At 66.3% G+C, this 21,108-nt stretch carries 16 protein-coding genes; 9 read left to right on the top strand and 7 right to left on the bottom strand.

The window, feature by feature from the left end:
- Positions 1–443: 443 nt before the first annotated feature.
- Both ACLP9N_RS23865 and ACLP9N_RS23860 read right to left on the bottom strand, forming a co-directional pair.
- Positions 444–1,601, bottom strand: coding sequence for a PPE family protein (locus tag ACLP9N_RS23865; RefSeq protein ID WP_442409703.1), 1,158 nt, complete (start codon positions 1,599–1,601; stop codon positions 444–446).
- A gap of 13 nt (positions 1,602–1,614) precedes the next feature.
- Positions 1,615–1,914 carry a PE family protein gene (locus tag ACLP9N_RS23860; RefSeq protein WP_442409702.1) on the bottom strand — a complete coding sequence of 100 codons (300 nt, stop codon included), beginning with the start codon at positions 1,912–1,914 and terminating at the stop codon, positions 1,615–1,617.
- Between the two features lie 429 nt (positions 1,915–2,343).
- On the opposite strand from ACLP9N_RS23860, the gene ACLP9N_RS23855 reads away from it, so the two are divergent.
- The 3 genes from ACLP9N_RS23855 to ACLP9N_RS23845 all read left to right on the top strand — a co-directional run bounded on the left by ACLP9N_RS23855 (position 2,344) and on the right by ACLP9N_RS23845 (position 9,803).
- Complete coding sequence (locus ACLP9N_RS23855; protein WP_442409701.1) at positions 2,344–2,946, top strand: carboxymuconolactone decarboxylase family protein; 603 nt, start codon at positions 2,344–2,346, stop codon at positions 2,944–2,946.
- Positions 2,947–3,021: 75 nt separating this feature from the next.
- Positions 3,022–7,959: an AAA family ATPase gene (locus tag ACLP9N_RS23850; protein WP_442409700.1), complete on the top strand. Its 4,938-nt coding sequence runs from the start codon at positions 3,022–3,024 to the stop codon at positions 7,957–7,959.
- A 410-nt stretch (positions 7,960–8,369) separates the two neighbouring features.
- A complete protein-coding gene (locus tag ACLP9N_RS23845; RefSeq protein ID WP_442409699.1) occupies positions 8,370–9,803 on the top strand; it encodes a GAF domain-containing protein in 1,434 nt (477 codons plus the stop codon).
- A 10-nt stretch (positions 9,804–9,813) separates the two neighbouring features.
- Here the strand turns inward: ACLP9N_RS23845 and ACLP9N_RS23840 are convergent, their stop codons facing one another.
- Positions 9,814–11,064, bottom strand: coding sequence for a S1C family serine protease (locus ACLP9N_RS23840; RefSeq protein WP_442409698.1), 1,251 nt, complete (start codon positions 11,062–11,064; stop codon positions 9,814–9,816).
- A 191-nt stretch (positions 11,065–11,255) separates the two neighbouring features.
- The gene (locus tag ACLP9N_RS23835) at positions 11,256–11,636 is read right to left on the bottom strand and encodes a response regulator (RefSeq protein WP_442409697.1); all 381 of its coding nucleotides are present in this window, start codon (positions 11,634–11,636) and stop codon (positions 11,256–11,258) included.
- 265 nt (positions 11,637–11,901) lie between these two features.
- Between ACLP9N_RS23835 and ACLP9N_RS23830 the strand changes: the two genes are divergently transcribed.
- The gene (locus tag ACLP9N_RS23830; protein ID WP_442409696.1) at positions 11,902–12,498 is read left to right on the top strand and encodes a sigma-70 family RNA polymerase sigma factor; all 597 of its coding nucleotides are present in this window, start codon (positions 11,902–11,904) and stop codon (positions 12,496–12,498) included.
- A 32-nt stretch (positions 12,499–12,530) separates the two neighbouring features.
- On the opposite strand, the gene ACLP9N_RS23825 is transcribed toward ACLP9N_RS23830, so the two are convergent.
- From ACLP9N_RS23825 to ACLP9N_RS23815, 3 genes are all read right to left on the bottom strand, one after another.
- Positions 12,531–13,175: a response regulator gene (locus ACLP9N_RS23825; RefSeq protein WP_442409718.1), complete on the bottom strand. Its 645-nt coding sequence runs from the start codon at positions 13,173–13,175 to the stop codon at positions 12,531–12,533.
- Between the two features lie 611 nt (positions 13,176–13,786).
- A complete protein-coding gene (locus ACLP9N_RS23820; protein ID WP_442409695.1) occupies positions 13,787–14,461 on the bottom strand; it encodes a cutinase family protein in 675 nt (224 codons plus the stop codon).
- 158 nt (positions 14,462–14,619) lie between these two features.
- A complete protein-coding gene (locus tag ACLP9N_RS23815) occupies positions 14,620–15,759 on the bottom strand; it encodes a YncE family protein (RefSeq protein WP_442409694.1) in 1,140 nt (379 codons plus the stop codon).
- Between the two features lie 331 nt (positions 15,760–16,090).
- Here ACLP9N_RS23815 and ACLP9N_RS23810 point away from each other — a divergent pair, with 331 nt between their 5' ends.
- Genes ACLP9N_RS23810 through ACLP9N_RS23790 form a run of 5 tightly spaced genes read left to right on the top strand, consistent with a single transcriptional unit; the run spans position 16,091 to position 21,056 of the window.
- A complete protein-coding gene (locus tag ACLP9N_RS23810) occupies positions 16,091–16,933 on the top strand; it encodes an alpha/beta hydrolase family esterase (protein WP_442409717.1) in 843 nt (280 codons plus the stop codon).
- Between the two features lie 46 nt (positions 16,934–16,979).
- The gene (locus ACLP9N_RS23805) at positions 16,980–18,608 is read left to right on the top strand and encodes an acyl-CoA dehydrogenase family protein (RefSeq protein ID WP_442409693.1); all 1,629 of its coding nucleotides are present in this window, start codon (positions 16,980–16,982) and stop codon (positions 18,606–18,608) included.
- A gap of 8 nt (positions 18,609–18,616) precedes the next feature.
- A complete protein-coding gene (locus ACLP9N_RS23800) occupies positions 18,617–19,555 on the top strand; it encodes a crotonase/enoyl-CoA hydratase family protein (protein WP_442409692.1) in 939 nt (312 codons plus the stop codon).
- Between the two features lie 14 nt (positions 19,556–19,569).
- Positions 19,570–20,292 carry a PaaX family transcriptional regulator C-terminal domain-containing protein gene (locus ACLP9N_RS23795; RefSeq protein WP_442409691.1) on the top strand — a complete coding sequence of 241 codons (723 nt, stop codon included), beginning with the start codon at positions 19,570–19,572 and terminating at the stop codon, positions 20,290–20,292.
- A complete protein-coding gene (locus ACLP9N_RS23790; RefSeq protein ID WP_442409690.1) occupies positions 20,289–21,056 on the top strand; it encodes a crotonase/enoyl-CoA hydratase family protein in 768 nt (255 codons plus the stop codon). Before ACLP9N_RS23795 ends, ACLP9N_RS23790 begins: the two co-directional genes overlap by 4 nt.
- The last annotated feature ends 52 nt before the right edge of the window (positions 21,057–21,108 follow it).

Here is a 21,108-nt window from a genome sequence, read left to right as displayed (position 1 = left end):
GAGCGATGCTGAGATTGTGAAAGATGCGGGTCGAATCTCTGTCACCGGCTACCGCGGCTCAGTGCTGATCGATCCGAACGGTATGACGGCGAAACTCCTTGCGTGCAGCGCAATGACGCCGGTCGTCGCCCCCGGCTGCGAGACAGTCAGGAAAGGCAGGTAGTGGCAATGTCAACCGCGCTATTGGGGGTGTTCGTGCTGATGGCCATCGCGTGGGCCCTGCACGACCGCCAGGTCGCACTGCAGCGGCAAAAGCGCGAACAGCGCGACCAATGACCAGTGTTCCAACGCCCCTCGTGGCACGCTTTATCCGGAAGTACGGCTCGGCATACCGCGTCGGCAGTCACATCAGTGAAACACCAGAGGTTTGGCGGGTACTTCCGGCAGAGGGCACCCGGCTTCGTCGCTGAGACTGACTCCATCGTTGCGGAAGCACGTGTGCGCTATCCGAGGTATTCCTTACGCGGAAGCATGATGGGCCGCATCAACGATCGCAGGGTTGTGCCGTCGGCCGCTGCGGGCCTGGCGCGCGCGGCCGCCCCGGCCGCCAGGGTCGCCGGAGCGCTTGCCAGGCTGACCGGAGGTGCCATATCCCCGAGGTCGGTTTCGCTGACGAGGTTGACAGGCAACGCTTTTGAGGAACCGGAAGCCGCGGAGGTGAGCGTGCCCCAGGCCGGTGGCACCGACAGCGCACCGACGGTGGCTGCCCGTCCCATTCCGGCATACACCGCACCGCCGACCTGAACCGGGCCAACCGAGCCGACCGAGCCGACCGAGCCAACCGAGCCAACCGAGCCAAGTATGGTCGCCACTTTGCCGAGGCCAGCGCTCACGTCGGTCAATGCCGCCGCCGTTGAGTCGGCGGCGGTGGAGCTGGAACTCGAAAATAAGGAGGCTGCCGACAAGATGATGGAGGGGATCGTTGCGAACGCGCTGATCCCGGAGTTGATGTGGTCAGGCGCCAGCGCATTATTTATGTCGGCGAGGATCTGCTGGAGAATCGTGTCGATCGACGGGGCGGTCGAACTCCCGATGGAATTGCTGACCGCGGCGCTTTGGGCGCTCAAACCGGCGGGATTGGTGTTCTGCTGCGGCGCGGTGAACGGGGTCAGCATAGCCGCGGCGGCCGACGAGCCGGCATACCCGTACATGGCGGCGGCGTCCTGGGCCCACATCTCGGCGTATTGAGCCTCGGTCGCCAAGATGGCCGGGGTGTTGATGCCCAAGAAATTGGTCGCGACCAGCATCGCCAACTGCGCGCGGTTGGCCGCGATCACCGGTGGCGGCACCGTGGCCGCGAACGCCGTCTCGAACGCCGACGCGGCGGCCTGGGCCTGGCTGGCCGCCTGCTCGGCCTGTGTTGCCACGCCGCCCAGCCATGTCACGTAAGTCCCTGCGGCGGCGGCCATCGATAGCGACGACGGACCCTGCCAGCCGTCGCCGGTGAGCCCCGATATCACCGCAGAATACGAGGCGGCCGTCGAGTACAGGTCCGCGGCCAGCTTTTCCCAGGCGGCCGCGGCGGCCAGCATCGAGCCCGGACCGGGACCGGAATACATTCGGCCGCTGTTGATTTCCGGTGGAAGGGCTCCGAAGTCCATGGCGTGTCCTGATTCAGCGGGCAGCGGCCGCATTCGCGGCCTCGGTGGCCGCGTATGAACCGGCGGATGCTTGCAAGGTGGAAACGAAAAGCTGGTGTATGGCCGCCGCTTGCGCGCTGACCTCCTGGTATAGCACCCCATGGGCGGTGAACGCCGCCGCCGTCAGTGCCGACACTTCGTCGGCTGCGGCCGGAGCGATCGCCGTAGTGGGCTCCGCCACAGCAGAATTCGAGGCCGTCATCGCCGAACCGATTGCCGCCAAGTGTCCCGCGGCCACGGTCATCGCCGCGGGCTGGATGGTGACGAACGACATTTCTCTTCTCCCGGTGCCGATTTGGTGACGCTGCTGGGTTGATTGACGCGTGACACGCGATCATCCCCCGCAACCAAGCTCAACACGTAGCATTGCGTAGCCCGGGCGGAGATGTCGTCGGCGCTAGCATCCCATTTGACTTCCCGCTAGCCGTAATAACTTTGGGTGAGGCGGCAGTCCCGCCGTCCGAGCGTGGCTGCGACCAGAGTGGTTCAGCTCACACCGGCACAGCGAAGGCATTGGCCGACGGGGATCTGGCCCAAGGGCGCCGCTCGCGCTACCGGCTGGCTGGGTATGCCGATTCCGGTTGCCGGTAACGACACGACGGGGTTATCGCGGCATGCTGAGGGCGGCAGTCCATAGCAGGACGAACGCCGGTGCGCACCGCAACGGGTGCGGCCCACAGGAGGGAAAAGCCCGGGAGGACTCATGTCGATCGATGGCGGCGGACTCAGCGGACTCGGTGGGCGGCTTCCGCTTTACGGCCGCGACGCGCTGCACCCGTTGCAGGCGGAGCTCTACGACTGGCTGATGAACGTGGCGGTCCCGTGGGCGGAGGGAGCCAAGTTCCAGGCAAGCACCGATGACGGCCAACTGATTGGTCCGTTCAATCCGGCCCTGCTCACCCCGGCCATCTCGACCGCCTTCCTCCAACTCGCGGTCAGCGAGCAGAAAAACACCTCGCTGAGCAGGCGTTGCAGGGAAGTCATCATCGTGACGGTCGGTGCGTTGTGGCAGGCCCCCTACGAGCTGTACGCCCATTGCGCCGTCGCCGAGCAGGTCGGCCTCTCCGACGAGGCGGTGCGGACCCTGGCCGAAGGTGGACTGCCGGAGGGCCTCACGGAAACCGAGGCGGTCGCCCACCGTGTCGCCCGCGCACTGTCGGTCGAGCACGGTCTCGACGACGCGCTGTACCGCGAGGCCCAAGCGCTGCTTGGGAACGAAGGGGTGATGGAAGCCGCCGTGCTGACCGGCATCTATCACACCGTGTGCGCGATCCTCAATGCCTTCCGGATACCCGCACCTTCCTGAGGAGGCCGAATCTGTCGACCGTTCGCGCGGATGGGTGTTAGCTAAAGGGCGGGATCGCCCAGTGTGAGGTGCTCGGTGGACGAAGGCGCGGTTTTGCCCGATCGGCATGAGTCCGTTCAGGCCGAGATGGTACGCGAGACCCCGCACTCGCGGGTGACTCGGCTTTTCGCGGCCGGCCGCGCGGTCATCCGAAAAGAGTTCACCGGACCCGCGGCGCCGCGTCGGCTCCGTCATGAGCTGGGTGTGCTGGAACGGCTGCGCGGGGTGGTGGGCGCGGCGCAGCTGCTCGATGAGCCGCGCTACCCCGGGTCGATCACGCTTGCCGACGCCGGCCAGACGAGCCTTGCGGAGACGCTGAAACCGCTTGCCCCCGAAGACCTGATCCGCGTGGCGACGGCGTTAGCGGAGGCGGTGGCCGCCATGCACGCCGGTGGTGTGATGCACCGCGACATCTGCCCCGCCAACATTGTGATTTCGTCCGATGGCGCGCCCCGCCTGGTGGGTTTCGGGTTGGCTACGTCACTGGCCGAGATCCGGCCGGAGTTTACGCACCATAGCCAAATCGTAGGTACCCTCGCGTATTTGGCGCCCGAGCAGACCGGGCGGACGGGCCGGCCGGTGGATCAGCGTGCCGACCTGTATGCGTTGGGGGCGACACTGTATGAGCTGGCTACCGGTGCGCCGCCGTTCGGGGTCGGGGATCCGCTGCGGCTCACCCATGATCACCTGGCGCGGGTGCCCGCGGCGCCCGCTGCCGTCAATCCGGCTCTGCCGGAATGCCTTTCGGAAATCATCATGCATCTGCTGGAAAAGGAGCCCGATGACCGCTACCAGTCCGCCGGCGGCGTGGTGCACGACTTGCGGCAGCTGCGTGACGGCGATGCGTCGGTGCCCGTGCCGCGCGTCGGCGCGCGGGATCTGCCGCTGCGGCTGCTGCCGCCGTCGCGGCTGATCGGGCGCGATGAGGAGGTGATCGCGCTGAGTGCGGCCTTCGACGATGCGCTGACAGGTGGCTGCCGCGGCGTGCTCGTCAGCGGGGCCCCCGGCGTGGGAAAAACGGCGTTAGTCGATCAGTTGCGCCCATTGGTGACCGCTAACGACGGCTGGTTTGTAGCGGGCAAATTTGACCAGTACCGGCGGGATCTGGAGTTCGGCGGCATCTTCCAGGCGTTTCGCGCGCTGGGTCGGTTATTGCTGGCGGAGCCGGAGGAGGAGTTGGTCGGGCTGCGGGAGCGGATGCTGGCGGCACTGGGACCGAATGCGGGTCTGGCCGCCGCGGCGGTGCCCGAGTTTGCCGCGTTGCTCGGCGTGCCTGCGGAGGCCGGCGATCCGCTCACGGCTCAGCTCCGCACTCAGCACAGTGCTGTGTCAGCGCTGCGGGCGGTGGCCTCGCGGAAACGTCCGGTGGTGGTCTTCGTGGACGACCTGCAGTGGGCGGGTCCCACCTCGGTCGGCGTCATCGACATGGCGTTTCGTGAGCAGGTGGAGGGTCTGTTGCTGGTGGGTGCCTACCGCGATGACGCCGATCCGGCGCATCCGCTGGCGAGCTTGCTGTCGCAGTGGCGGAGACAGCCGGGCGTCACCCATGTGCATCTGGCGAATCTGGCCGTGTCTGGAGTGGCCGCCCTGGTTGCCGAGGTTCTGCACGTGAGCCACGCTGATGCTGGCGTACTGGCCCGGCTTATCGAGCCGCATACGCGCGGCAATCCCTATGAGACGGTGGAGTTGCTCAACACCTTGCGTCAGGAAGAGATCCTGACCCCGACCTCGGCGGGGTGGTCGTGGGACGAGCCGGCCCTGAGTTCGTTGTTGACCCGCTCGAAGGGGGCCGAACTTGCGATGGCCCGGTTGGCGGGCTTGCCATCCGCCTGCCGAGGCGTGCTCGAGGCGATGGCCTGTCTGGGCGGGCGAGCCGAGCTGAGCGTGCTCGCGGTGGCGACCGGGTCGGCCGACGTGGTCGAACAGCGCCTGGCGCCGGCCCTGGAAGAGGGCGTTCTGGTGGCCGAGACGGGGGCTCATGATGCGGTTAGATTCCGCCACGACCGCATCCGTGAAGCGATTATCGCCGAGCTTGGTACCCAGCGGCGGCGCACGGTGCACCTGGCGTTGGCGCGGCGGCTGGCGGTCGAACCCGCGCTGTTCGCCGTCGCCGCCGAGCAGTACCTACCGGTCATCGACTCGGTCACCGGCGCCGGGGAGCGGTCTGTCGCGGCGGCGCTGCTGAGTCGGGCCGCCGAACAGGCTGCGTTGGTGGGGGAGTACGGCCAGGTTCACACGATGCTCTCGAGCGCGCTGCAGGTCGCCGATCCCGGTGATACCGCCGCGCTGATCCAGCTGCACACCAGGCGCCTCACTGCCCTGTTCTGTCTCGGACGGCTGCAGGAGGCCGACGAGGATTACGGCATCGTCGACCGGCTGAGTACCACCGCGCTGCAGCGAGTGGACGCGACCTGTGTGCAGGTGCGCAGCCTGACCAATCGCAAGCTGTACGGCGACGCGATCGAGCTCGCCGTGACGGCGCTGCGCGAGCTCGGCACCACGGTCCCTGCCCCCGAACGGCTTCCGGAGTTGCTTGAGCGCTATTTCGCCTATCTGTACCGGTGGCTGGACAATACCGATGACGCCGATGACCTCGGCAGACCCGAAATCACCGATCCGACAACGCTTGCCGTAACTTGCCTGTTCAACGCGGTCTTTCCCACCGCAACCTTCGCCGGCGACGTATTCATGCAAGCGTGGTTGAGCCTCGAGGCACTGCAGATTTGGCTCGACCAGGGCACCGCCCGCGGCCTAGTTGGCCCGGCAAGCTATTCGGCAGCGACGGCCATCGCGCTGCGCGATGACTATGGCGCGGCATACCGGGCCGCACGCCGGATCGTAGCCGTGGGGGAAGACCGCGGCTATGAGCCCGAGACCTCACTGGCGCGGTTCGTATCGTCCTACTTCAGTTGCTGGTTCGAACCACTGGAAGTCTCTGTCGGACAAGCAAAGCACGCATGCGACGGGCTCGTGCAAGGTGGCGACCTGGCCACAGCCGGCTATACCGTGGCCCACACCTACGGGGGGCGGCTGGACTTTGTGCCCACGCTCGACATCTACGTCGCCGAGGCGGAGACGGCGTTGGCCTTCGTGCGGCGGGTGGGCATCGAACCGATGGGGCAGTGGGTGCAAGCCTACCAGTGGCTGGCAGATGTGCTGCGCGGCGAAACCTTCGACCCATCAGGGGAGGTGGCGGTTGACCGGTGCGCCGACGACGCGGCAGTGCCGTTCTATGGAGATCTCAGCCGCGCGATCGCGGACGCGATCTTCGATGATCAGGAGGGCCTGAGAAGACATTCGGCCGCGGCGATGGCCGCCCTGCCCTTTGCCACCGGCAACTATGTGACCGCGGTGGCCCGAGTGCTGCGGGGTTTCGCCCTTGCCGCCGGCGCTCGAACCGCCGCGGCCGATGAACGACCGGGATTATTGGCCGAGTTGGAGGAGCTGATTGGCTGGCTCGGCGCCCGCGCCGAAGATGCCCCAATGAATTTTCTGCACCTGTTGCGACTGCTGGAGGCCGAACGTGCCTGGGCCGCAGGCGATATGGGCGCGGCGGCGCTGGCCTTCGACGCCGCCCGAGATGAGGTCGCCGGACGGCAACGGCCGTGGCATCGGGCGCTAATAACAGAGCGCGCGGCCCGGTTCGCCCTGGCACGGGGTCTGCAGCAGGTCGGTGTCGAACTTCTCGGCCAGGCCAGGCAGATGTATCTGTCGTGGGGCGCGTCGGCGAAAGTCGCCCAGCTCGATTCGGCGTACCCGGTACTTCGGTCGCCAGCCGACACGCCCAGCTCAGTCGGGGACGTGCGCGGGCAAGCTTCCTTCCTCAGCACTGAAACGATCGACTTGCTGGCGATCTTGTCGGCATCCTGGGCCCTGAGCTCGGAAACGACCATCGACGGGCTGCACAGCCGCGTCGTCGACGTGCTGGGCGCCATGACCGGCGCGACGCAGGTACGGCTGCTGCTGTGCGGCGACGACCACCCAGACTGGACGCTACTTACAGCGGAAGGCGCAGTCCCTGTCGACGGCATCGGCAGCAAGCCAAGCGTGCCTATGTCCGTCGTGCGCTACGCCCAGCGGATACCCGAACCGTTGGCCGTGGTCGACGCCACCACCGACGACCGCTTTGCTCGCGATCTTTACTTCGCCGACAGCGACCGCTGCTCCCTGCTGGTCCTACCCATTACGAGTCGCGGTCGGCTGCGTGCGGTGCTGCTGCTGGAGAATCGCTTGATCAGAGGGGCATTCACCGCCGACCGGCTCGATGCCGTCAAGCTGATCGCCGGCCAGCTTGCCGTCTCGCTGGACAATGCCCGGCTGTATGCCGATGTTGCGGCGTCGCGCGCGCGGATTGTCGCGGCCGCCGACGAGGCGCGCCGCCGCATCGAGCGCGACCTGCACGACGGCGCCCAGCAGCGGCTGGTCGCGCTGGCGATGCAGCTTCGCGCGATGCGCGATGGCGTGGCGGCCGACGATGGTGAGTTGCGGCTGCAGCTCGAGCGCGCCGTGACGCAGGCAAGCGGTGCGCTCGACGAGCTGCAGGAGCTCTCGCGCGGCATCCACCCGGCGGTCCTGGCCAGAGGCGGCCTCGGCCCTGCCTTGAACGCGCTCACCCGTCGTTCGCCGTTACCCGTGGGGCTTACGGTGCGCGTGCCCGAGCGATTACCGCACCAGGTCGAAGTCAGCGCGTACTACACCGTCGCCGAAGCGTTGACGAACGCGGCCAAGCACTCCCACGCCGAGACCATCACGGTGACCGTCGACCATGACACCGCCCGCGGCGCCTTGCTCATCGAGGTCGCCGACGACGGCGTCGGGGGCGCCGACTTCACCGGCGGCACCGGACTCGTCGGCCTCAAAGACCGCGCCGAGGCGCTGGGTGGCCAGATCGAGCTGCGCAGTTCGCCCGGCGCGGGAACCAGGGTACGGGTGTGGTTTCCGGTAACCCGGACCGACGGCAGCGCGCCGGTATAGCCGGCCGCTATACCTGCTGGCCGGTATGGGGCGGTTGCAGCCAGCTTCGATGCAAAGCGGTCGCGCCACGCCGAGACTGGAGTGAGGCGCAACACTACCCGACGCACACCATCGCGCGCCGCCAGTGCCGACGTCGCCGGGACGGAGTTTCGCTGTGCTGTCGCGCCGGTCACCACGGTTCCGGGTGAACCCGCGTCGAGGGCCGAATCAATGAGTAAGCCGATGCAGTGACTGACTTTACGACTGCGCCCTTCGTTCTCAGCGCCACCGATCGAGCCCGACACGCGATGACACGCAGCCAGTGGTCCATAACTCCAAGGCGAGCCCGATGTGAACCGTCGGGCCGCCGCACCGGGCGATCGCCGCGACCACCGGGACGTCCTCTCTGGCTTGGAATCGTCGTCGCCGCGGTGTTGATCGTCGCCGAGACCGTACTCGTGCGCATGCTTGCCTCGGTCGCACCGCACGCCACCTTGGGAGCGGTGTATCTCTTTGGCGTCCTTGTGATTTCAGCGGGCTGGGATATCGGACTGGCCGTGGCGACAACTCTGGTCAGCGCGGTGGTGTACCTGCAAATCCACCTCGGCGACAGCAGCTGGCTGCCGACCCGCCCCGCGCAGCTCATCCCCCTTGCGGTGTTCCTGCCAATCGGGCTATTGGCCAACGCGCTGGCGGGTCGCGCCCGGTGTCGCGCCATTGAAATAAAGCGTGCCGCGGACCAGGTGACCGAGTTGGCACAACGGCAGGCCGCCCTGCGGCGCGTGGCGACGCTGGTGGCCCGCGGCGTGTCACCGGCCGAGGTCTTCACCGCCGTCGCCGAGGAGGTCGCCAACGTGTTCAAGGTGGAGAACTGCGTGCTGGTGCGCTACTTGGCGGATCGCTCATGCGAGGTCGTCGCGGCCTACGACCAGATCCAGCTAGCGAAAATTCCGGTCGGCGTGGTGTATCCGCTGGATGGCGAAAACGTCGCGACGATGGTGTTACGTACCGGCACCACGGCTCGGATGGACAGCCACGAGGGCGCGGCCGGCGCGATTGCCGCCGTGGTACGCGACGTGGGCATTCGCTCGGCCGTGGGCGCGCCCATCGAGGTTGACGGGCGACTGTGGGGAGCGGCGGTCATCGCCTCCTCCGGGCCGAAACCGCTTGCGGCTCAGACCGAAAAACGATTGGCGGATTTCGCCGAGCTGGTAGCGACCGCCGTCGCCAATGCGCAAGCGCGCGATGAGCTGATGGCCTCCCGCGCGCGCATCGTCACCGCGGCCGACGAGGCCCGGCGTCGCATTGAACGCAACCTGCACGACGGCGCGCAGCAACGCCTCGTCACGCTGAGGTTGCGCATCCGGTCCGTGCAAGAGTCGCTGCCTGCCGAGAGCGACCTGAGACGCGAAATCGCCGCGGTCGAACAGGACCTCACGGCAGCCAGTGAGGAGCTGAGGCAGCTTTCGCGCGGCATCCATCCGGCCGTCCTGTCCAATGCGGGCCTCGGACCGGCATTGCGTGCCTTGTCCCGGCGCGCGCCCATGCCCGTCGAGCTCAGCGTCAATGTTGAGCGGCGATTGCCCAAGTCCGTCGAGGTGGCCGTCTATTACGTTGTCGCAGAAGCACTGACAAACGCGGCCAAACATGCCCACGCGTCGCGGGTCATCATCACCGTGGATGTCGACGACGTGCGGGTGCGCGTCTCGATAGCAGACGACGGGATCGGCGGTGCCGATCCCGGCGGATCCGGGCTCATCGGCCTGAAGGACCGCGTGGAGGCGTTAGGCGGCCGTTTGGATATCAGCGGCGGTAACGGGGTCGGCACCACGCTCACGGCCCAGGTCCCTTGTGCAGCAGGGTGAGTGGGGAAGGCTACTGTTGACCCCGGTCGCTGCCGAGGGTGACCTGCACCGTCATGGGCAGGCCCACAGGGTCGGCGAACGCGAGTGTCACCGAGGCGCCGGGTTCCTTGGATTGCACCGCGGCGATCAGGGCGTCGCCGCTTCCGATGATCTGGTCGTCGAGCTTGGTGATCAGCGCGCCGACCGGTAGCCCGGCGGCCGCGCCGGGTCCACCGCTTTCCACCCCGGTGACCTTCGCACCGAGGGCACCGCCGTCGCTGGTCGCCTGTACTCCCAGCCAGCCGTGCGAGGCGCGGCCGGTGGCGGCAAGTTCGGCGGCGATGCGCGTGGCGTGATCGATCGGAATCGCATAGTTGAGGCCGATCGACCCGTGAGCTGTGATGCCCGCGCCCTCGGCGCCGGGCACCACAGCCTCTGCCGCGTTGATGCCGACCAGGGCGCCGTTCATGTCGACGAGCGCGCCGCCGGAATTACCCGGATTGATCGCGGCGTCGGTCTGGATGGCGTAATAGGCGCTCGGCGGGGCGTCGGGTTCCGTGGCCGGGCATATCAGGCGGTTCAGCGCGCTGACGATCCCAGCCGTCACGGTGCCGCGCAAACCAAGTGGCGATCCGACCGCCGCCACCGGCTGGCCGACGTCCAGTTTGGTCGAGGATCCGATAGCGATTGGGGTAAGACCCGAGACGTCCCGCGCCCGCCCGATCGCGATGTCGCTCTTCGGGTCGGTGGCGATGAGGTCGAATGCCGCGGTGCGGCCGTCATTGAGGGTCACGGCGGTGCTCGCCGGAGCGTGCCGCCCATCGCTCATCCGCGCCACGACGTGGTTATTGGTCATGATCAACCCGTCCGCGGTGAGAATCACCCCAGAACCGAGCTGAGAGTTGTCGCCGTCGCTGAATTGCAGTGTCACCACGCTGGGCAACACCTTGGCGGCCACATCCTCGATCGAGAACGCGCCGGAATAGGGCGTCGGCGTCGCGGAACCGGAGTCCTGCGACGGCCTACCGACGGCGAGCGGATGGGCAAGAAGAGCGATGGCGGCGACGATCGTCGCGACAAACAGCGCGACCTGTAGGCCACGGATGACCAAAAATACGCCGCGGGCCCGCCGTTGCGGACGCGCGGGCGCCCGGACCGCCCGGTGCGAAGGAGATCGGCCGGCCCGCACGAAATGGGACCGCACGCCCTCGCTGCCCCGGTTAACCCGTAGACCCCGCGACGTCGGCATTACGCAGCAGCAGCAGCCGTCGCCAGCTGACATGAGTGCTTTCCTCACTTCTTGCGTTGACTCCAACGCGCGCTTACCGGCGGCCGATACGCCGAAGGCCTTGAAGGTCAACCAGATCGCTTTCGCGCTTACGCGCTTCCCAATCGGCTCATGTCCAGGATGGCGGCTACGGGCGCGGCTGTCGTTACCGGCAACGCCAATCCGAATACCGCGCTAGCGGGAATCTAGCCCGCATATCCAAGGGCATCTCGGATCGCGGCACCGGACAGGGCAGCCTTGGGGATGAACGCCACGGCCGGGCTGGCGGAAACCAACTCGGCGAAGTCCTCTTCGGCGTGCGTGGAGATCAAGATGGTCGGCACCTCCGCGCCGAACCCATTGCGGTGCAGTTTCTCGACGAGATCAAAACCGCTTTCCTCACCCAGATCGATATCGATGAGCGTCACGTCGGGCTGAAGGTCCTTGACGCAATGCAACCCTTCGGCAGAGGACGTCGCCACCGCCACCACGTTGATCCCCTGATGCTCTAGCAATCGCGTCGCCGCATCGAGGAAGTCGCGGTTGTCGTCAATAATGACGCAACGCGTTCGCTCACCAAGTCCCACGGGTTCAGTGTGGAGTAGCGGCAAGCCGATGGCATGGAGGCTAGCAGGAATTCGCACCGGGTCGGGAAGGATTCCCGGGGCCCGCGGTGCATTCGGATCCCGGGATCGATCGTGCGCGTCCGCTACCGGCTACCCGGCAGACGCGGACTGCGGGTGGCGGGAACCCTCGACGGCTGCCAGCGGTGCAGACGTGGGTCAGTGGAGGCGCAATCGTGAGACGTGGCGCCGATCGGCACCGTTCAGCCCGCGACACGAGAGGTGCATCATGACCCTGCCAGCGGAATTGACTGCCGACGCGGACCCCGCGGCCGGGTTTGAACGCCAAGTCGCGCCCTTGCTCGGCGATCTACACCGGCAGGCGCTGCGGATGACCCGTCAACACGCCGACGCCGAAGATCTCGTCCAGGACACGTTGGCAAGAGCCCTCGCCGGCTTTGACTCCTTCCGGCCGGAGAGCAACATTCACGCTTGGCTATACCGGATCATGGTCAACACCCACATCAGCAATTGCCGAAAGGCCCGGCTACGCCCCGCGCAGCATCTGACCGAGGAGGTCACCGATCTGCAACTGGTGCTCAGCGCTACCCATTCGGCCATCGGCCTGCCCTCGGCGGAAGATCAAGCGCTGAAAGGCTTGGGCGACCACGACGTGATGGCGGCGATGCGTGCCCTACCCCTGCAGTTCCGCACCACGGTGTACTACGCCGATGTCGAGGGCCTCCCGTGCAAGGAAATCGCGGGCATGATGAACACGCCGATCGGAACCGTGGTCTCGCGTTTACATCGCGGGCGGCGACGGCTGCGCCGGCTTCTCACTGAGGTACGCTATGACGACTCACACGAAGTGACACAGACGGCTTAAGAACTTGTGGGTCAACGATATTCGCGTCTAAGTCAACGGGACTCGAGAAATGTGATGACCGCGCGGACGCGACGATGGTCGTCGTCGGTCTCCGGTAAGCCGAGTTTGGTGAGAATGCTGCGGACGTGCTTTTCGACCGTGCCCTCGGTCACCCACAGCCTTCGCGCGATGCCGGCATTGGAACGCCCCTCGGCCATCAACTCCAGCACTTCCAGTTCGCGCGGCGACAGGACAGCCAGCGGGTCGTCACGACGCCGTTCGGAAACCAGTTCTTGGACCACCGCCGGATCAACCACCGAGGCGCCTTTTGCGATCCGCTGCAGTGTGTCCACAAAATCGGCGACGTCGGTGACCCTGCTCTTAAGCAGATAGCCGATACCGCGGCCGCTGGCCAACAGCTCCATCGCATGCTCTACGTCGACATAGGCAGACAACACCAAGATCCCAGTATCGGGCAGTTCTTGGCGGATCGCCCGGGCGGCGTCCAGGCCTTCGGTGGTGTGGGTGGGGGGCATCCGGATATCGACCACCACCACGTCGGGAGTGGATTTTCGCACCAGCGGGAGCAACTCGACAGCGTTGCCGACCTGGCCGACCACGGTGAACCCCGAGCGTTCCAGCAGGCTGGCCAAACCCTCGCGGAGGAGGGTCTCGTCGTCGGCCAACACCGCGCGCAGCGGGGTCGGCGCCGTGCTCGCCTCGGCGGTGCTCGTTTCCGTCGTCAACGCCTCGTCCTCCCGGCCAGCGATTTCCCGCAACGCTGGCCTGGGTAGCACCGTATCAGTTTTCCGGCTGCCATCCATGCAGGTTAGCCGCCAGCGGCAGGACAACGGTCATGGCAAAACAGCATCGTGAGGGCATGGTCACGAAGCGGAAGGTCCCGATCGGCGCTCATAACTGCGACGTCGTCGCGGGCGGGGGAAAGAGACACCGTGCGGGTCTATGTCGCCGCCGACGAACGGGGGGACCTGGATCGCGGGCAGTGCTATCGCGGCGCGACCCGCCGGTCGTGGATACGAAGCGCCTGATTCTGGGCGCCGGCGAGGCGTTTCCTTAGCACCGCCGATCACACGGTCGCCAGCATCTGCGTCACCGCTGCGCCGCTCAACCCGCCAGTGGTCGCGACCGGGATGGATCTGAACCCCGATGGCAATCACCTGTACGTAGCGCCTTCGCAGCTGAGCGCGTACACGCGGTACTGGCAAATACGCCGTTGTCGACACGATCGCTGTCCCGCTGTCGCCGGACTTTCGAGTCGCTCCGGACGCCATCACGTGTACGAGATCATTCAGCCGTTCAGTCGGTCAGCAACGAATTGGGCTGCCTGCGTGGCCATTCCAGATTCGACGTAGACGCGGTGGGCCGCTACGTCGTTGCCTGGGGAGCACACCGGGTCCGCACCGTTGCAAAGGTCGATCGCCTTGTAGCCGAACAGCGGGCTGAGCGCGGTGAGTGGGCCCCCGGCACGGTTGGAGGGATTACCAAAGACGGCCACTGCAGCGACATGATCAGCAACGCTGCTGGGTAACGGATCTCCGAATCCGAACGTCGCCTGTCCCGGCACGGTTATGAGGTCGACGACGGCTGCGCCCTGCGAGTACCCGCCGAGCACCACCTTGGTCTGCGGGCACGATGAGACAGTATCGTGGACGAATTGCCTTGCGTCGTTTGCGCCATCGACTGCGCGCAAGAAATCGTAGGACGCCGGGTAGTCGACAGCATAGACCGCAACGGACTTGCCATGGACCAGAGGGTGCAACGAGTCGACAAATGCCTGCCCGACACGGCCGGGTCCCGGTGGCTCGCCGGTGCCGCGCGCAAACACAACTTGAATGTCAGGGCACGATCCCGCCGGGCGAACACTGCCGGCGTCGGCAGAACCTACCGCAGGCTCGCTCAGCATCACGGAGATCAGCGCCACGCCCACGCCGAAAAAAAGGTCGGCCAAGCTCTTCCTCAACATAATCCATGCCTTAAAGGTCGGCGGCGCGTGCGAGCGCGCCGTGTATCACGTTGTCACCGTCTAGCATCGGCTGGCTGTGCCCGAAAGTCGTCAGCGGTAGCGCCCAAAGGCTTTTGGCGCCAGCGGTAATGCTCACGTGGATGGCCATACTGAGCGACCTAGGGGGCGTCTTGCGGATTGGGCTTCAGCAACGCCGTCGAGATCACCCTGAGTGTCCCGTCACGAGAGTCCGTCACATACAGCAACTCACCATCGGGACTGAGTGCTACTGCTGCCGGGTGTGCACCGACCGCGACGGTGCCCGTAACCGAATTGTCCAAGGTGTCGAGACCCCATATGGTGCCGTGCGCGAAATCGGTCACATACAAACATCTTCCGTCGACACTGATGTTCAGGCGCCGCGGTAGCTCGCCGATCGCAAGGCTTTTAGTTACTGCGGTCGAAATATTGATCGCGGAGACTGAGTGCAGGTTGGCCGTGTAGATGAATTCTCTTTTCGTCGCGGACATGATCTCGATCGGAGCGTCGCCAAGTGCAATGGCAATGCCGGAGTGTGTGGCCGGGTCGATTACGGAGATCGAATCGGTGTGGTAATGGGTGACGTACAGGAGGCCTTCGGCGTCAACCGCGAGTGTCTCCGGCGCCTCAACCACCGGGATGATGTCGACGGTTTTGCGGTTGGTGGTGTCGATGACCGTTACGGTGCCGCCGTGGTGGTCGGAGCCAGGTCCGCCGGACGCGACGTACAATCGATGACCGTCCCGGCTTAGAGCCATCCCAGTGGTGCAGCGGCCGACCGCGTTTCGCGCGACGAAAGCGCCGTCTGCGCGGATGGTCGAGATCCAGCTAGCGGTGTGGCGGCCAATCTTGTCACCATGTGCCAGGTAGACGTATTCGCCGTCCGGGCTCACCACCGCGGCAGTGTTGCGCGGGGTGGCAACAGTTTTCGCTGTCCGTTTGCTGGGATCGATTATTGACAGCGAGCCGTCGTAGCCGGTCACATAGAGGCGACTGCCGTCTGCACTCATGATCATCTGCTTCGGTTCCGGACCGATCGGTATTGAGGCGACGACGTGGTGGAAGCCGCTGACCACCTTGACCGAATCAGCGGCCAACACATAGATAAGATCGCCGTCTCGACTTGTCACAATGTCGCGGGGGCAGTCGCCGATGAAAACTTTGGCAATAACCGCTTCGTCGCGTGCCGCGTCGTCGCTACCCTCCGGTTGACCGGCCGGGGCATCGCACGTCACGTCAGGCTTTATGGCCGCGGCATCGTTACCTTTGTTCCGGCTCACCACCGCAGATGCATGCCGGTCGCGATCGGCTGTGTCGACCGTCCACACGCTAAAGCACATGGAGCATTGCAAAAACACGCGCGTCCCGTTGTTTCTCAGCAAGTACTGCCAGTGGGTGTCGCAGTTGCGGCTGCTTTGGCATTGCGGGCACTCGACGCCGGTGTCGCAATTCGGACACCCCATCCAGGCACGCCTGCTCGGGTCGGCGTCTGGATCAATGGGCGAGTGGCTCACTAGGTCAGCATCGCGGCCGACGGTCGAGGTGTCGTCCATGTTGACATCCATCCACGGTTCCGGCCACCTTCAATTGGCCAGCTGCTTATCGTTAACTATGTTCCGCCGGCTCGCTTCGCTTCTCGGCATAGTGCTGCTGGTCGCGGGTTGCTCGGCTTGGGAGGAGCCGACGCTGCCGTCGGGCTTCGTGGACGGCAAAAGCCTCCACCACATCAACGTCGGCGGACGCGATCGCAGCTATCGGCTCTACAAGCCCGCGGGATTGCCCCCGTCGGCGCCGCTGGTCGTCATGCTGCACGGCTATTCTGGCAGTGGCAAGCAGGCCGAAAGCGATTACAAATGGGACGGATTGGCCGATTCGGGCAAGTTCGTCGTCACCTACCCGGATGGCCTCAACCGGGCCTGGAACGTCAACGGGGAAAGCTGCTGCGGCCGGTCCGGACGTGAAGGCGTCGATGACGTCGGCTTCATCAGCGCGGCCATAGCCGACATCGTCAATAACGTCGGCATCAACCGTGCCAGCGTCTATGCCACCGGCATGAGTAACGGCGGCATCATGTCGTACACGCTGGCGTGCACCACCGACATTTTCGCGGCGATAGGCCCGGTCGCCGGCATCCAGCTGAACCCGTGCCGGTCCCCGCATCCGACGTCGGTCATGGCGGTGCACGGCACCGCGGATCGTCTTGTTCCCTACGGTGGTGGGCAGGGTTTCAGCGTCATCAACGGTCCATCGGTGCCAGACGTGGATGCGTTCTGGCGCAATGTTGATCAGTGCGGCGCCCCGGCTATCACGACCAATGGCCCGGTAACCACGTCGACCGCCGCATGTGCCGACAACCGCGGCGCCGTGCTCATCACGGTCGACCAGGGTAGCCATGAGTGGCCGCCCTTCGCTACCGGGACGCTGTGGGAGTTCTTCGCCGCACACTCGCGCTAGTATTACGTCTCTTGTGCAATCGTCGAAAAAATGTAACATGGGTCGCATGCCAGACACCCACGTCGTCACCAACCAGGTTCCGCCCCTGCAGGACTACAACCCCGCCACGTCCCCGGCGCTCGTCGAGGCGCTGATCCGGGAAGGCGGCCAGTGGGGCCTGGACCAGGTGAACGAGCTCGGAGCGATCAACGGCAGCCGCGAAGCCCAGCGCTGGGGTGAGCTCGCCGACCGCAATCGACCCGTCCTGCACAGCCACGACCAGTACGGGCACCGCATCGACGAGGTGGACTACGACCCGGCCTACCACGAACTGATGCGTACGGCCATCCGCCACGGCCTGCACGCCGCACCGTGGGCCGACGACCGGCCGGGCGCGCACGTGGTGCGGGCGGCCTTGACCTCGGTGTGGACCGTCGAGCCCGGCCATGTCTGTCCGATCTCGATGACGTACGCCGTCGTGCCGGCGCTGCGCTTCAACCCTGAGTTGGCGGCCGTCTACGAGCCGTTGCTGACCAGCCGCGAGTATGACCCGGAGCTCAAGCTGGCCACCACCAAGCCCGGTATCACCGCGGGCATGTCGATGACCGAGAAGCAGGGCGGCTCCGACGTGCGCGCCGGCACCACGCAGGCCACCCCGAACGCCGACGGGACATACAGCCTGACCGGTCACAAGTGGTTCACCTCGGCGCCGATGTGCGACATCTTCCTGGTCCTCGCGCAGGCACCAAATGGGCTGTCCTGCTTCATGTTGCCGCGCATCCTTCCTGACGGCACAAGGAACCGGATGTTTCTGCAACGACTCAAGGACAAGCTCGGCAACCACGCGAACGCCTCGAGTGAAGTCGAATACGACGGCGCCACAGCGTGGTTGGTCGGCGAGGAGGGCCGCGGCGTACCGACCATCATCGAGATGGTCAACCTCACCCGGCTGGACTGCACCCTGGGCAGTGCAACCAGCATGCGCACCGGTCTGACCCGCGCCATCCACCATGCCCAGCACCGAAAGGCGTTCGGCGCCTACCTGATCGACCAACCGCTGATGCGCAACGTGTTGGCGGATCTGGCCGTGGAGGCCGAGGCCGCCACGATGATCGCGATGCGGATGGCCGGCGCCACCGACAAGGCGGTTCACGGGGACCAGACCGAAGCGCTTTTCCGTCGCATCGGCCTGGCGGCCAGCAAGTACTGGGTGTGCAAGCGTTCCACCCCGCACGCCGCGGAGGCGCTGGAATGCCTGGGCGGCAACGGCTATGTCGAGGATTCCGGGATGCCCGGGCTGTACCGTGAGGCGCCGCTGATGGGCATCTGGGAGGGCTCGGGCAACGTCAGCGCGCTTGATACGTTGCGCGCCCTGGCAACTCGCCCCGAATGCATCGAGGTGCTGTTCGACGAGCTGGCACAGAGTGCGGGCCAGGATGCGCGGCTGGACAGCCGCGTTGAGAACCTGCGGCAGCAACTCAGCGATCTCGAAGCCATTCAGTACCGCGCCCGCAAGGTCGCCGAGGACATCTGCCTGGCATTGCAGGGGTCGCTGCTGGTGCGCCACGGGCACCCCGCCGTCGCCGAGGCGTTCCTGACGACCCGGCTCGCCGGCCACTGGGGCGGGGCGTTCGGCACCATGCCGACCGGGCTGGACCTGGCGCCCATCCTCGAGCGTGCCTTAGTAAAAGGCTGAGCCGCAACGTGACTCACGCGATCAGGCCGGTCGACTTCGACAACCTGAAAACGATGACCTACGAGGTCACCGACCGGGTTGCGCGGATTACCTTCAACCGGCCGGATAAGGGCAACGCGATCATCGCCGACACTCCGCTGGAGCTGTCGGCGGTGGTGGAGCGCGCGGACCTGGATCCCAACGTGCACGTCATCCTGGTGTCCGGTCGCGGCGAGGGTTTCTGCGCTGGCTTCGATCTGTCGGCATACGCCGATCGCACCGGGTCGGCCGGCGGTACCGGCGCGTATGCGGGCACGGTGCTCGACGGCAAGACCCAGGGCTTCAATCATCTGCCCAACCAGCCGTGGGACCCGATGATCGACTACCAGATGATGAGCCGCTTCGTGCGCGGGTTCTCCAGCCTGATGCACGCCGACAAGCCCACGGTGGTCAAGATCCACGGCTACTGCGTGGCCGGCGGCACCGACATTGCGCTGCACGCCGACCAGGTGATCGCCGCCGCCGATGCCAAGATCGGCTACCCGCCGACGCGGGTGTGGGGAGTGCCGGCGGCCGGGCTATGGGCGCACCGGCTCGGCGACCAGCGCGCCAAACGCCTGCTGTTCACCGGCGATTGCATCACCGGCGCGCAAGCCGCCGAGTGGGGCCTGGCGGTCGAGGCGCCGGACGCCAAAGACCTCAACGAGCGCACCGAGCGGCTGGTGGAGCGGATTGCGGCGGTGCCGGTCAACCAGCTGATCATGGTCAAGCTCGCGCTGAATTCCGCTCTGCTGCAACAGGGTGTGGCCACCAGCAGGATGGTCAGCACCGTGTTCGACGGCGTGGCCCGGCACACGCCCGAGGGGCATGCCTTCGTCGCCGACGCGGTCGAGCACGGTTTCCGGGACGCGGTCAAGCACCGCGACGAGCCGTTCGGCGATTACGGCCGTCAAGCGTCCCAGGTTTGAGGCAGGTGTAAACCATGCCGAACATGACGGCCCGGTCAGTGGTGCTGAGCGTGCTGCTCGGTGCCCATCCGGCGTGGGCCAGCGCGAGCGAATTAATCAGGCTCACAGCTGATTTCGGCATCAAAGAGACGACGTTGCGGGTCGCGCTGACCCGCATGGTCAGTGCTGGTGATCTGATCCGCTCGGCCGACGGCTACCGGCTCTCCGATCGGTTGCTGGCCCGTCAGCGCCGCCAGGACGAAGCTATGCGGCCCGGGGTCAAGGCCTGGCACGGGGACTGGGTCGTGCTGATCGTCACCAGCGTGGGCACCGATGCCCGCACCCGGGCCACACTGCGAAACGCCATGCACCACAAGCGTTTCGGTGAGCTGCGCGAAGGCGTGTGGATGCGGCCCGACAACCTCGACCTCGAGCTGGACCACGAGGTGGCGGCCCGGGTGCGGGTACTGACGGCACGCGACGAGGCACCCGCTGAGCTGGCCGGCCAACTGTGGGACCTGTCCGGCTGGGCGGAAACGGGTCGCAGCCTGCTCGACGAGATAGCCACGGCCACAGACATTCCCGGCCGGTTCGTGGTGGCCGCGGCGATGGTGCGTCACCTGCTCACCGACCCGGTGCTGCCCGCCGAGTTGCTGCCCGCTGATTGGCCCGGGGCCCGGCTGCGTGCCGCCTACCACGACTTCGCCAAAGAACTTTCCGAACGACGCGACATGACCCAACTGCTGGAGGCGACATGAGTGACCCGGTGCGTGTGGAGCGCAACGGCCCGGTGACCACGGTGATCCTGCACCGGCCGGCCGCGCGCAACGCCGTCAACGGCCCGACGGCCGCAGCGCTGTACGCGGCCTTCGAGCAATTCGACCGTGACGACAGCGCGTCGGTGGCCGTGCTGTGGGGCGACGGCGGAACCTTCTGCGCGGGAGCCGATTTGAAGGCGTTCGGGACGCCGGAGGCCAACGCCGTGCACCGGACAGGTCCCGGCCCGATGGGCCCGTCGCGAATGGTGCTGTCCAAACCGGTGATCGCCGCGGTCAGCGGCTATGCCGTGGCCGGGGGTCTGGAGTTGGCGCTGTGGTGCGATCTGCGGGTGGCTGAGGAGGATGCCGTGTTCGGCGTGTTCTGCCGCCGCTGGGGAGTGCCGCTCATCGACGGCGGCACGGTCCGGCTCCCGCGGCTGATCGGGCACAGCCGCGCAATGGACATGATCCTCACCGGCCGCGCGGTACAGGCCGATGAAGCGCTGGCAATGGGGTTGGCCAATCGGGTGGTGCCCAAGGGCGAAGCCCGGCAGGCGGCCGAGGAGCTGGCCGCTGAGCTGGCCGCGCTGCCGCAGCAGTGCATGCGCTCGGATCGGCTCTCGGCGCTGCAGCAGTGGGGATTGTCCGAATCCCAGGCCATCGACGTCGAATTCGCAAGCATCTCCCGGGTCGCCGCCGAAGCCAACGAAGGGGCCGGACGGTTCGCCGCGGGAGCCGGCCGCCACGGCGCACCCGCGAGCTAGTGCTCCGTCTGCGATTTGATCTGGTGAAGGGTCTCGCGGCCACGTTGGACTT

The sequence above is a fragment of the Mycobacterium sp. genome (genome assembly GCF_052144515.1).
Lineage (GTDB): Bacteria > Actinomycetota > Actinomycetes > Mycobacteriales > Mycobacteriaceae > Mycobacterium.
Note: the sequence above shows the minus strand (reverse complement) of the source record. Positions and strands in the feature narration are given on the sequence as shown.

What these genes read in the sequence shown, in the direction of transcription:
- ACLP9N_RS23865 (WP_442409703.1), bottom strand. Translation starts at nt 1,601, where the DNA reads ATGGACTTCGGAGCCCTTCCACCGGAAATCAACAGCGGCCGAATGTAT.
- ACLP9N_RS23860 (WP_442409702.1), bottom strand. Translation starts at nt 1,914, where the DNA reads ATGTCGTTCGTCACCATCCAGCCCGCGGCGATGACCGTGGCCGCGGGA.
- ACLP9N_RS23855 (WP_442409701.1), top strand. Translation starts at nt 2,344, where the DNA reads ATGTCGATCGATGGCGGCGGACTCAGCGGACTCGGTGGGCGGCTTCCG.
- ACLP9N_RS23840 (WP_442409698.1), bottom strand. Translation starts at nt 11,064, where the DNA reads ATGTCAGCTGGCGACGGCTGCTGCTGCTGCGTAATGCCGACGTCGCGG.
- ACLP9N_RS23830 (WP_442409696.1), top strand. Translation starts at nt 11,902, where the DNA reads ATGACCCTGCCAGCGGAATTGACTGCCGACGCGGACCCCGCGGCCGGG.
- ACLP9N_RS23820 (WP_442409695.1), bottom strand. Translation starts at nt 14,461, where the DNA reads ATGTTGAGGAAGAGCTTGGCCGACCTTTTTTTCGGCGTGGGCGTGGCG.
- ACLP9N_RS23810 (WP_442409717.1), top strand. Translation starts at nt 16,091, where the DNA reads ATGTTCCGCCGGCTCGCTTCGCTTCTCGGCATAGTGCTGCTGGTCGCG.
- ACLP9N_RS23805 (WP_442409693.1), top strand. Translation starts at nt 16,980, where the DNA reads ATGCCAGACACCCACGTCGTCACCAACCAGGTTCCGCCCCTGCAGGAC.
- ACLP9N_RS23795 (WP_442409691.1), top strand. Translation starts at nt 19,570, where the DNA reads ATGCCGAACATGACGGCCCGGTCAGTGGTGCTGAGCGTGCTGCTCGGT.
- ACLP9N_RS23790 (WP_442409690.1), top strand. Translation starts at nt 20,289, where the DNA reads ATGAGTGACCCGGTGCGTGTGGAGCGCAACGGCCCGGTGACCACGGTG.